Origin of the sequence: Paenibacillus sp. KS-LC4, assembly GCF_036894955.1 — a bacterium.
Taxonomy (GTDB): domain Bacteria; phylum Bacillota; class Bacilli; order Paenibacillales; family Paenibacillaceae; genus Pristimantibacillus.
This window is the reverse complement of the sequence record NZ_CP145905.1, coordinates 5,034,653-5,047,432: the sequence shown is the minus strand read 5'-3', so window position 1 is coordinate 5,047,432 and position 12,780 is coordinate 5,034,653. Positions and strand designations below refer to the sequence as shown.

Annotated in this window: 8 protein-coding genes and 1 riboswitch; all 8 genes read left to right on the top strand. The window is 47.0% G+C overall.

Translation table 11 applies throughout. The features are described 5' to 3' along the window. Positions 1–62: 62 nt before the first annotated feature. The 8 genes from V5J77_RS21450 (at position 63) to V5J77_RS21415 (ending at position 12,654) form a co-directional block, all read left to right on the top strand. Positions 63–1,394: an SPFH domain-containing protein gene (locus V5J77_RS21450; protein ID WP_338552857.1), complete on the top strand. Its 1,332-nt coding sequence runs from the start codon at positions 63–65 to the stop codon at positions 1,392–1,394. 125 nt (positions 1,395–1,519) lie between these two features. Next, positions 1,520–1,969 carry a hypothetical protein gene (locus V5J77_RS21445; RefSeq protein WP_338552856.1) on the top strand — a complete coding sequence of 150 codons (450 nt, stop codon included), beginning with the start codon at positions 1,520–1,522 and terminating at the stop codon, positions 1,967–1,969. Between the two features lie 48 nt (positions 1,970–2,017). Continuing rightward, positions 2,018–2,575, top strand: a complete 558-nt coding sequence (locus V5J77_RS21440; RefSeq protein ID WP_338552855.1) for a hypothetical protein — start codon at positions 2,018–2,020, stop codon at positions 2,573–2,575. Positions 2,576–2,678: 103 nt separating this feature from the next. Next, positions 2,679–3,200, top strand: coding sequence for a type 1 glutamine amidotransferase domain-containing protein (locus V5J77_RS21435; RefSeq protein WP_338556973.1), 522 nt, complete (start codon positions 2,679–2,681; stop codon positions 3,198–3,200). Between the two features lie 276 nt (positions 3,201–3,476). Then, positions 3,477–4,640, top strand: a complete 1,164-nt coding sequence (locus tag V5J77_RS21430) for a response regulator (RefSeq protein ID WP_338552854.1) — start codon at positions 3,477–3,479, stop codon at positions 4,638–4,640. Between the two features lie 88 nt (positions 4,641–4,728). Further along, positions 4,729–5,259, top strand: coding sequence for a hypothetical protein (locus V5J77_RS21425; RefSeq protein WP_338552853.1), 531 nt, complete (start codon positions 4,729–4,731; stop codon positions 5,257–5,259). A gap of 353 nt (positions 5,260–5,612) precedes the next feature. Beyond that, a riboswitch (cyclic di-GMP riboswitch) is annotated at positions 5,613–5,698 on the top strand. A 13-nt stretch (positions 5,699–5,711) separates the two neighbouring features. Then, the gene (locus V5J77_RS21420) at positions 5,712–6,524 is read left to right on the top strand and encodes a transglutaminase-like domain-containing protein (RefSeq protein WP_338552852.1); all 813 of its coding nucleotides are present in this window, start codon (positions 5,712–5,714) and stop codon (positions 6,522–6,524) included. Positions 6,525–6,780: 256 nt separating this feature from the next. Then, entirely contained in the window at positions 6,781–12,654 is a 5,874-nt protein-coding gene (locus tag V5J77_RS21415) for an SdrD B-like domain-containing protein (RefSeq protein ID WP_338552851.1), read from the top strand. Positions 12,655–12,780 lie beyond the last annotated feature (126 nt).

The window sequence follows — 12,780 nt, the reverse complement described above, 5'->3', positions numbered from 1 at the left end:
GATATAGAGATATAAAGTTTTAATAGAAACTAAAAATGTCAGCATGGTAGAGGTGAGAGGGAATGGCTATAGTAGAGGTGGTCAAATACGACGGTTCTCCGGATGTATACGCTTGGAAATATCCGAATGCGGAGCTAGGAACCTGGACGCAGCTAATCGTTAATAATACGCAAGAGGCGCTGTTATTCAAGGGCGGTCAGGCGCTCGATTTATTTGGCCCTGGCAGGCATACGCTTAGTACGCTTAATATACCGATTTTAAACCAGCTGGTTAATATCCCTTTTGGCGGGAGATCGCCGTTCTCGGCCGAGGTGTGGTTTGTGAACAAGCAGGTGTCGCTCGATGTGAAGTGGGGTACGGCGTCGCCGATTCAATTGCAGGACCCAAAATACAATATTGTCATTCCAGTTCGTGCTTTCGGCCAATTCGGCATTGCGATTGAGGATTCACGCCGATTTTTGTCCAAATTGGTCGGAACGCTGCCAGTGTTTAATCAGGACACGCTGTCCAAACATTTGCGCGGCATGATTATGATGAATATTAATGAACTGCTTTCTTCCTACCTCGTGTTCAAAAAAGTGAGTCTACTGGAAATCAACGCCTACATCGGTGAAATTTCGAAGCATGTCGAGGAACGTGTTGGTGCGCTAATGCATCCCTTCGGCATTCGACTCATCAATTTCTTCATTGATTCAATCAGTACGCCGGAGGATGATGCCTCGCTGAAACGGCTTCGTGATGCGCTTGCGCGCAAAGCAGAGATGGACATTATCGGCTACAATTACCAGCAGGAGCGTACCTTCGACACACTGGAGGGCGCAGCGAAAAATGAAGGCAGCTCGCAAGCTGGCGTTATGGGCGCAGCGCTTGGACTGAGCATGGGAGCGGGAATTGGCGGCATTTTTGGCAGCCAATTTGGGCAGTTGGGCGAGCAGCTATATGGTGCAGCAGGCGCAGCTCAGGTTTGTCCGAGCTGCCAAGGCCGCAATGATGCGCAGGCGAAGTTTTGCAACAGCTGCGGCAAAGGGCTTGCTGGCAGCTCCGCCGGTGGTCAAGCGGGAGCGCCGAGACCCATTCATAATTGTGATAAATGCGGCATGCCGCATCGGGAAAATTCAAAGTTTTGCGGCAACTGCGGCGATGCGTATAATCCTTGTCCAAGCTGCGGCGCGGATTGTGCGGAGGATGCAGTCAATTGCAGCGCTTGCGGCGAGACGCTGCCGCGTCCATGTAGAGGCTGCGGCGAGCAGGTGGCCGCCAGCGCCAAGTTTTGTCCGCATTGCGGCACCAATAATAGCAGCGGCAGCCAGCAATGTCCGGGATGCCGTCATGAAGTGCTGGCAGGGCAGAAGTTTTGCCCAGAATGCGGGCATGGACTTGCTGGCAGAGCATAGCTCCTAAGCAGCTTGTGTACAGTCCATGGGAGAAGCAGGTGACTAGGCTGCGGCAGCTATCAAAAGCAGCGAATGATGGAGCGTAAGCTGTCATTGTGTTGCTGCTGGGAAAGAGGGAAGACTACATGAGTTTGCTGTTTCGTCTAATCGCAATAGGAATTTTGCTATTTGGAACTGATATATTTGGGGAATTTGATGGTAGGACAAGCTCGCGCTTATTCTCACAGAAAATAGAGTTGTTTATATATACAGCGATTCTTCCTGCTTGGTTTTTCTTTATGTTGGCCTATTTTTCTGCCAAAGGAGAGAAGAAGAAGGATGCCGCATGGGTTGCAGACATTAGGGCGAGCTATGCGACCATACAACAGAATACTTTAGAAGCTAAAAAAATGGCCGATGAAATGAGGCAAGCGCGGCTGCAGAGGGAGCAGGCAAGGGAAGGAAGGTCTCCTGTAGGCAGCTCGGGGCAAGGGAGAAAGTCGGTTGCTTGCCCAAGCTGCGGCAATCATACGATGCTGTGGCCTAAACAAACGATCCTCTGTGAATATTGCCATGCAAATATTGAATACCGCTAGGTGTAACGGCTCCTATGCTATTTGGAGCGAAAGACGGGGTGAATGTAAATGGGAGCTGGTTTTTGGTACAAGGCATTTGGTGTATTTTGGTCAGCTTTAAGTCTTATCTTATATCCGCATACATTGTCCCCAAGTTATGGATTAGATGGACTCATAGCAACTTTGATTATCTTTTCTTTATTTCCTGGAGTTTCCCTTTATTGCATCGGGGCGAGGAAGAGCAGGCGTTTTAAATGGAAGCAAAAATATTTAGATGAGCAGGAGCCGTATCTGGTTCAGTTTCGACTGGAGCTCCAGAAGCTGGAGCATGAGCAGGAGCTGGCAAGAGAGGAGCGCGAACGAGCGGAAGCGGCTGAGGAAGCGGCTAGGCTAGAGGCGGAGAAGGAAGCGACGCTGGCGGCTATGCGCGCAGAAACGGAGGAAGCGGCAAGGCGGGCTGCTGCGAGGAGACGCATGTCAACTCCGCCAATTCCACCATCTTCTCCGCCACCACCGCCGCTCATGCCTAAAAATATCAGCTGTGCGGGCTGTGGCGCAAGAAAGGTGCTTCAGCCGATGCAAAGTACGGAATGCGACTATTGCGGCACGATGCTAGTGTACAGTTAAGGGCTGTGCCCACACGATAAATGAAAAAACTGTTTGCAAATCCTTTTTTAGGGCAAAGTAATCTAGAGCCCAAACAAGAAGGAGCGTGTAGGTGATGACGCAGATGAAGAAGGTAGCTTTTCTGCTGGCTGATGGCTTTGAAGACTCCGAAATGCAAAATCCGTATGATGAAATGGTCAAAAATGGCCATGAGGCGGTTATTATAAGCTTGCGCAGCAATGAGGAGTTAAAGGGCAAGCAGGGGACGGTTGCGTATAAGTCGCATCTAGCGATTAATGAAGCGAAGGCGAGCGATTATGCGGCGATTATTATTCCTGGTGGTGCTTCCCCCTCGCACTTGAAGAAGGATGCCGCAGTCCATGCTTTCGTCAAGGAGGCCGATGCAAAAGGCATAACCATTGCAGCTATCTGTCATGGCCCGCAAATTTTGGCAGAGGCGGGCTTGCTGCAAGGTCGGACGCTGACGGCTTATCCGGAGCTTGCGCAGGAAGTGCAGGCAGCAGGTGGACATTTTCGCAATGAGGAAGTTGTGGTAGATCGCAATTTGATTACTTCCCGCACACCAAAGGACGAGCCCGCTTTTATTCAGGCAACGATTGAACAGCTGGGTGTCAACGCCTGGTAGACGACTTTCTACCAGTATTTGCGCACAACCATTCCAGCTACTAACGATGCTTCGTTCTGCCCCCAGGCAAAACGAAGCCAGCAGATTGTAAGAGCAGCAAGCGATTAGCCTATGGTGAGGCTATCGGATGCTGCTCTTTTTGCTTTGCAAATTTTCCTTAATTTGTAACGACTGCTCAAGCCAAATGATTGCGGCAACTATTTAACTGGATTATAATTGTTGTCAGTATGGCAGTTTGTGAACGAGTGGTTATTTCGTATATTAAAGGAGTAAAGCATGAAGGTTATCCTTGTAGATGATGAATGCCTCGCTTTGGATTACTTGGAGCGACAACTCGTGAAATTAAATAACGTCGAGATTTTGGGGAAATATGAGGATCCGATGATTGGGAAAGAGCGGATTTTGCGCGATTTGCCAGATGTTGTGTTTTTGGATATTAATTTGCCCGAAGTCAGTGGTATTGCGCTTGCTGAACAACTGCTTGAGGTCAGGCCGGAGCTGAATATCGTATTTGTAACTGCTTATGATGAATATGCAGTGAAAGCTTTTGAGCTGAATGCACTGGATTATGTCGTTAAGCCGATTCATCCTGAGCGTTTGTTGAAAACGATGGAACGGATTCAGAAGCAGTTGGACTCGTCTGCAAAGGATAAAGAGCAGGCTCTACAGCCAGTGAAAAATGCGCATGAGCAGCAGCAGCTGGTTTTGCAGCTATTGGGGCAGTTCAGTGTGGAGTATTCGGGGAAAAAGGATGCAGCCATAAGATGGCGCACAACGAAGGCGCAGGAGTTGTTTCTGTATTTGCTCCAGCATCGCGAGCAGCTTGTAAGAAAATCGATTTTAATCGATTTGCTATGGCCCGATAATGGGACGGAAAAAATATATGCCCAGCTGTATACGACGGTGTATCACATTAGGAAAACGCTAGATCAGTTTGGAAAGTGCTTTCACATTGCGAATACAACAGAAGGCTACATATTGACGCTGAATCAGGTTGTGCTCGATGTAGAGGAATGGGAACGAGGCATTGCTTCCGCACCGCCGCTAGCGGCGGCAACGCTTGCGGAATATGAAGAGGCTATGAATCTTTACAGAGGCGATTATTTAAAGGATTATGATTATTGGTGGGCGGAGAGCGAGCGCCAGCGGCTGAAACGGCTATGGCTGAATATTTCCTATCGCTTGGAGGCATGGCATGTCGAGCATGGTCAGCTGGATAAAGCGATTGCCGGATATATGCGGATTATCGAGGAGCATGCGCCAGAGGAAGAGGCTTATTTTGCCTTAATGCAGCTGTATGCGTCTAAAGGGAATCATCTTATGGTTAATCAGCAGTACAATGCTTTAACCGCTGCGCTGTTGGAAGAATTGAATGAGCAGCCAAGCGCGTACATTACAGAATGGTATAAAGAGTGGAAAAGCAGCGTTAGCGCGTTGTAGAGCTATTTTGTAAATTTTCCGAAATTAAACAAGAATTTTGTCGAGAAATTGTAGAGTTTGTATATTTATAATGGGGGAGCAGGTGAAAATGGAGACGGATAAGCTTAACGGGCTTTATTTTCAAAAAATAGCATGTTCAAAGGAATGGTTGAAGAAAATGATGATAACCGAGAAGCGGCAAATAAACGTCATTCGCCATTTTCGCTATCCTGAGCTGGCTTGCTGTATAAGCGCGGGAGCCCAGCACCTACGACAGCTGAATTTAAATCAAATGACCGATTACACGATTGTTCGAGGCTTTTATACCCATCATCGGGGTCATTTTATTGGCATTACAGCTACTTCTGAGGGGCCTTTGTTTTTCTATGACAAGCAATATTTTCAGCTTTCGGAGGGCAAGTTTATGATTGCTCTGGAGCATGACGACAAGCAAAACACGTTCTCTTTTTGGTGGGATGGGGTAGAAATATGTCGACTGAGCTATCAGCGGCAGCTTTATCAATACAATGAGGGAATTGTGGATGACGGTATTCGTGATTTTTTTGCTTGGCTTTATTTGTCGACAGGACCGAGGAAGTTTTGGAGATTCCAAAAATTTTATACGGTAAAAAGCAGCTAAATGCTGGTTCGGGTATCAGAATTTTATCAGCCTACACAGGATTGATAAAACGCATGATGGAGCTGAAGTAGGATGGGCGCTGAGCATTTGAGAGAGTTTCAAAGCTTGAAGCATGAGGATGAAATGCGGTATTTGCTCCTGCTAAGAGATGTAAAGGACATGCTTAAAGAACGCAAAGAAGAGTCTTTCATGAAGCGATTAAAGCGGAAATGGATGAAGAGAAATAAGAAAATAAAAGCTTCAGCCTGGAAATGAAAAAGGTTTAACGTATTGTTTGTTGCAATTAATGGGTATATACTAGAGATAGTTTTATATAAGGTAGTTTTTCTACCTAACACCACTTTCAAAACTTTACACGATAACGGCAAACCTGTCGAAAGGCAGGGACGCAAAGCTAAAGGGCCTTCTCTATTCATTAGATGGCAGCCTAGCCACCGAAGGGAGTTTTTTTTATGCGTAAAATTTTAACGGTTATGATTTTGCTTGCTTTGATCCTATCCGTGTTCCCTCAAGCAGCTTCTCAAGTGGCAGCAGCTGGGACAAGCTGGCTCGATGAATCCAATGTGGATAAAGGAAGCATCGGTATTCGTTATGAGGTCAAGTCAGGCGTAGATACAAGGCTGGTTGTAGCCAAAGACGGCAAAAATTACACGTATGCGCTCCGGGCAAACCAAACAGAAGAGTGGTTCGCGCTTCAACTGGGCAATGGAGACTATACGATAACATTATTGGAAAATGTCAGTGGAACCAATAAATATAGAGCAGTTCAAACAGGAAAAGTTACCTTGAATTTGAGTGACAGCAACGTCGTCTATTTAAATTCTATTCAAAATATTGACTGGAGCAGCAACAGCAAAGCAGTCAAGAAAGCATTGGAACTAACTAAGGGTGCCAAGACGGATACCGAGAAGGTAACGGCGATCTACAATTATATTGTAGCGAATATTTCTTACGATCATAAGCTTGCGGCTAAGGTGACTAACGATTATTTGCCTCAAATCGATCGTACGCTTAGCTCGCAGAAAGACATATGCTACGGTTATGCTGCATTAATGGCGGGCATGCTTCGCAGCTTGGACATACCGACCAAGATGGTGACGGGTAAAGCGTCCGATGTATCAAATTATCATGCCTGGAATGAAGTATACTTGGACGGCAAATGGATCACGGTCGATACGACGCTTGATGCTGGTATGAAGAACAGCAAGAAAGCGGGCAAAATGATTAAGGACAGCTCGCGTTATATAGCTGCTAAGGTTTATTAAACGGATTTAAACACAGATAAATTAATAGGTACGCACAGAAGCTTCGTCTATCCTAATATGGGATGGACGGAGCTTTTTTTACTGTTATTTAGGCTGTCCAATGGTGAGGAAGCTTGTAAAGTTTTTGTACAGTTTAGCTAGATATAATTTACTTATTTGAATGCAAGGAGGGAGAGGATGGAGAAAGACTTGGCTTTCGTGAGGTAATCACAACAAGAGAACAACTCAAGATAGAGAAAAAGAGAGGATTGATAAGATGCCCGCAAGTAGACAGAGAGCGATTAGGCAAAGGATTTCCTGGATTATGCTGCTCGTTTTGCTACTGCAAGCCGCATTCCAGCCATTCGCAGCTCCAATACAGGCAGCAGGACCGATTACAGGACTGACTTTTACAAAGACAGCCAGTGTGAGCACCGTAAATGTAGGAGATACCTTCAAGTATACCATCTTGTATCAGGCGGATGGCGCGACTCATGTTGGTAAAAACGTAACGATTGTGGATACGGTACCGGCACAATTTGAAATTGTGGATGGCTGGGAGGATGGAGGCTGGGATACGAAAAACGGCCAAACGCTAACGGTTAATGCACATCCACTGCCTTCGGGTACTTCGGTGAAGCTGGAAATTCCAGTGAAGGCGAAGCCGACTGGCTCAAGCTCAGCTGTTCCTACGACGAATACGGCGACGATTACACTCGTTGATTCAGCGGAAAGTACAACAGCGTCGGCGGATGTAACGATTAACGCGGACCCGAATCCGGTAGCTACACCAACGCCTACAGCGACACCGACAGCAACGCCAACTGCCTCCACATACGATAAATGGTGGGCTTACAAAAGCCAAACGACTGGATTTGGCAGCGGAGTTCCAATTATTGGCGGAGCAGTAGAGTATACGGTAGGTATTAAGGGTGAAGCGGGCAATACGAATCCGGGCAGCTTGAAAAATGCGACGTTAGTCGATACTTTGCCGCCGGATGCCGTTTATGTAAGCTCAACAGAAAGTGGCGTCTATGATTCATCGGCTCGTACGGTCACTTGGTCGAACATTGAGCTGACTTCTGGACAGTCCTTCGAAGCGAAGGTATCGGTCACCTTCCCTGACGATTTAGGGTATGGTCATCCTACTGGAACACCGCTGGAGCGTAAAAACAATGTTGAAATTTTGAGCGGCTATACGCTTGAGGGAGACGGCTCGGTTACTGATCCAGACGCTGATGTGACAACTAAATTCGGAGAGCCGGTATCTGGCGTTTCCGGTTTAACTAAGTCACGCGTTTATCAGTATCGCTGGCATGGTCAAACCCAGAAGTTCAACATCGGCGGCATCAGCAATACGGGAACGAATGTAAATACCTCTTTGTCGAGCCTGGTATTAACTGATGTGCTGCCTGTGGAAATGGACTACAGCAGCATTAAAATGCCCAATGTTTTCACATCCCAGCTTCGTTATAAAACAAGCGATGGCGTGACTGAAACTTGGCATGCTTATAGCGGCAGTCTTGCGCCTAACGGCACCATTACAGTGAGCACGACAGCTGGTACAAATCGCATCGTGTTAAATGCTGGGGAATATTTGGCCGCTTTAGAGTGGTCATTCAACTCTTTGGCTCCAGGCGGTACGATTGGCGGCATTGAAATTACAGGAACCGTTAGAGAGTTTGCCAATGGCACGAATTCCCCCGTCGTCCATGGCAACCAAGTAACGAATCAAGTGACGCTGGACTATCAGGCACTGAATGTTGCCATTCCGGGCCAATGGGATAACAAGCCGCAGAAAACGGCTCAAGCAGATTTCAATATCAACAATGAGAAACCATGGCTTGTTGCCAATAAAACGGTTGGAGCAGGCAATTTCCGTCCACTCAGCACGGTGCCATTCACTTTAACGGTTCGCAATGACATTAAAGCAACGGGACCTTATGTTAATCCAGTGGTCTATGATTTATTGCCAACAAGCTTTAATTATTACCTCAATCCTAAAATAGCCGATCCTGCTGCGGCGCTGGCAGCCTCGTTTACGTTCACGGGCACGCCTGCTGGGGCAAGTACTCCACAGCTAGAGATTGTTGATAAAAACTGGAACGGTACTGGACGGACTCTTGTCAAATGGTCATGGTCTGACGGCACTTCTTTTGCTCCAGGCACAAGCTTTGAGATTAGCTATAAAGGGGAGGTTCGTGCGGGGACGCCTCAAGGTACAACCTACACGAACGACATGTATATTACGACAGGTGATCCAAACTCAGAATTCTGGCATGCAGGAGATTCCGCACAGGATAATCCGCAAAGTCTGCCAGCATGGCAAACACGCAACAATGCGATTAAAGATACAGTAATAGGCTTTGATCCTACAGCGGGAACGGATGAATTTTTTGTCCATGCCTCTGCGAATGTAACGGTACGCAAGGCGTCGCTCGTACAGTCGACAAAATGGAATCAAGGCGATCTGGAGCCTATTTTCCGGGCATCAGATGATGCTACGTACGATGGAGAACCGGCTATTCCCGTACCGCCATTTGATTATGCTGGCGATATTGATTACACCGAGTATCCACGCTACAGTGTAACGTATGAAGGCGGAACAGCAGATTATCGTTTGGCGGTACGCAATAGCGGGAATACGAGACTCGGCGTCATTGATGTACTCGATATTTTGCCGCATGTAGGTGATCATGCGCTGCGCGTCAACAGCAGCTCACCTTATGAAGCAAGGGGCACGCAGTGGCAGCCTAACTTGGCGGAAGTACTTTCTTCCGGCAATAAAACCTTTACCTCTTCAGCGGCAGCGGGCAGCCGAACGGTGAACTATACGCTGTCCACCTATTACAGCAAGTCGGTTAATCAGGAGCAGGTTGTCAATTTCACGAATGTGAATGATAGCAAGCAAGGCTGGATCGAACAAGGCAATTATCAGAAGGATGATTTGACAGACATCAAGTCGCTATACTTCCAACTGTCGAACATTGTAGGCAGTGATGGATTAGCAGGACTTGCGCCAGGCGACTATATCGTATTGGACTGGAAGATGGATGCCCCTGTAGGAGCACCGACCAATGAAGTAGCTTGGAACTCTTTTGCCATTCAAGCAACTGAAGTCGGTGCAGGCAATGATGAAGGCAGCAAAATGCTTCCAACAGCGCCTAATAAGGTGGGTTTCCTGATTCATCCAAACAACGAGCATGTACCGCTTGGCGAAATCGGGAATTTTGTCTGGTTCGACAGCAACCGCGATGGCACGCAGGATGAAGAATATCCGGGAGACAGCGGTCAAGGTGCAGGTATTAACGGCATTACCGTAAATCTGTACAAAGCAGGTGAAACGACGCCGTTCAAGTCAAGCAAGACGGGCTACCATTACAACGGCAGTCCAGGCTATTATTTGTTCCAGGGACTTGAGGCAGGCAATTATTTCGTTGAGTTTGTGCTGCCGGATCGTTACATGCCAACGACTGCAAATGTGAGTGGAGCAGATCCGAGCCATACAATTGACAATGACTCCAATCTGGTTACGAAAGGCGCTACTGTAGACGGTTATACGCCATATCGTACGGATATGATCAGCTTAGGTACAGCTGGTAAAATTCCGACAATCGATTTGGGACTCATTGAAACGGCATCACCTACGGGCGACCCGTACCCTTCCATCACATTCGAGAAAGAAATTACGAGTGTGACGCAAGGCTCCTCCACGATTGCTCCTTCGCAGCAGTATGTAGTGGTAGGAAACGATGTACATTATAAGCTTTCTTTGAAAAATACCTCTTCTGTTACTTTGCATAATTTTAAAATTTCAGATGCGCTTGATAGACTGCAAGCCGGCTTTGAGTTTACTAAGCTGACGTATAATGGCGAGGAAATTGCCTTGAATAGCGGCAGTCATGGCAGACCAGACATTATTGGTCAACTGGTAAGCACGGGTACAAATCCGTCTATCATCATTAAAGATCTGGCAGCAGGTGCGGGATTGACGCTTGAGGGTGTATACCGCGTCACAAATGCAGATTTGGATTTGACAGATTTAGATAATGTAGCAACTGTATATTACAATGAATCTCCTGATCCAATTAAGGATGAGGCTAGCATTCCGACAGCAGGGCTCAAGATTGAGAAAAAGAGCAGTGCAGTTGCTGTGTCCGATACAGCAGCAGGAAGCTGGATTAACTACACGGTTAAAGTAACCAATACTGGCAAGCGCGATTTAACGAATGTTGTGATTACCGATACAAAAGTATCTGGCATACCAAGCATTCCATCGCTGAAATCTGGGGAATCAAAAGAATTTACGTATTCCTACCAGGTAACATCAGTAGATACAGCAGCGGCTTCCATTATTAATGTGGCTAAAGCGGTATCGAATGAAACGCCGCCAGTGACGACTGAGCATGAAATACCTGTCGTTTCGGATGAGCGCGGCTCAATCGGCAACTTTGTATGGCTTGACCGTAATGAAGATGGGCTGCAAGATGCAGCGGAAACAGGCATTAATGGCATTATCGTTAAGCTTTATGACGATGCAAACCATGTATTGGCTGAGACCGTTACGCATGATGAAAATGGCAAACCAGGCTATTATTTATTTGCTGGATTGCCGCAAGGCGACTATCATGTTCAGTTCGTCATTCCGGCGGAATATGGTGTAACTAAGCCGGAAGCTGGAGCGCCAGATGTGGATTCGAACAAAACGGATGGCCAAGGAATAACCGAGGTCATTGCGATTGGACCAGCGGGCTGGAATGATTTGACGATTGATTTGGGTCTTGTTCCACGCGGTGAAATCGGGAATTATGTATGGCTTGATCGCAACCGCGACGGCTTGCAGAACGAAGATGAGAAAGACGGTATTAATGGCATTGTGGTGAAGCTGTATAAAGGCAGCAGCACAGGGTCGCCTGTAGCTGAGACGACAACAGCGAATGATGCAAGCGGCAAGCCGGGCTATTATTTATTCGATAATTTGCTTGCAGGCGAATATTATGTTCAATTCGTTTTGCCAAGCGATTATGTGAAAACAAGCGCGGAGCAGGGAGCAAGCACAGCTCTTGATTCCAATGCAACGGATGCAGACGGCATAACAGCCAAAATCATTATTAATGAAACGGCCGGCTGGGTTGATCATACGATTGACCTTGGGGTAGTTGCCAAAGGGGTTATTGGCAATTATGTATGGTTTGACCGCAACGATAATGGCAAGCAGGATGAACTGGCTACGGATGGCCGCAATGGCGTAACCGTACAGCTTTTTAATCAAAACAAAGAGCAAATTAGCGAAACCACTACAGCAAATGATGCAAGTGGAAATCCTGGTTACTATTTGTTTGATCAACTGCCAAGCGGACAATATTTTGTGAAATTTATAGTGCCAGTCGGCTACACAGTAACAAAAGCCGAGGCAGACGGTGTTTCTGCTGAGGAAGATTCAAACAAACAGGTTGATGATTATACAGAAGTTATCGTTATTGGTGAAGGGGCACCGCGTGGCTGGGAAGACCTGACGATTGACCTTGGGCTTATTTATAAGCCAACTAGTCCAGGTGGAAATTCGGGTAACCCATCTGTACCAACGCCGACGCCTACACCTACGGCGACACCATCTCCTACACCAACACCTGCTGTAACGGGGACGCCTACAGTGCCTCCAACGCCAACACCAACGCCGGTGGCTCCAAGTCCTGAGCAATCAGGTACACCGACACCAGCACCAACTGCGACTCCTGTCGTAGAGAAAGATAAGACACAGGAAAATACGCCAGTTGAAGGTAAGGTTGACGTTCCAAAAGGTGGAAATGCAGATGTTGGCAAGCAACCGGAGCATGGACAAGTAACGGTCGACGATAATGGAAAATGGGTGTATACACCTGATCCAGGGTATACAGGCAAAGATGATTTCACGATTATCGTAAAAGATGCTGACGGAATCGAAGAGGAAATATTGTTTGAAATCGATGTGGATGAAATCCCGCTCGGAGTAGTGGAGGATTCGGATTCAGATGGAAAAACGCCAGCACCGAATAACCAAGGCACACTTCCGAAGACAGGTGAATCCAGTCAATTGCCAATCCAGCTTGCAGGTGCAGTATTAATTGCACTTGGAGCGATATTGCTTAGAAAAAAACGCTCACGCTCGTAATTGTGATGCAGCAAGCTTCATCAGAGTAGAAGAAGTTGGATACTCTGCGCATAAGACCTCCAAAACGAAGATTTTTCATTCGTTTTGGAGGTTTTTTTAAAATATAAGCATTTATACGTTTCACAC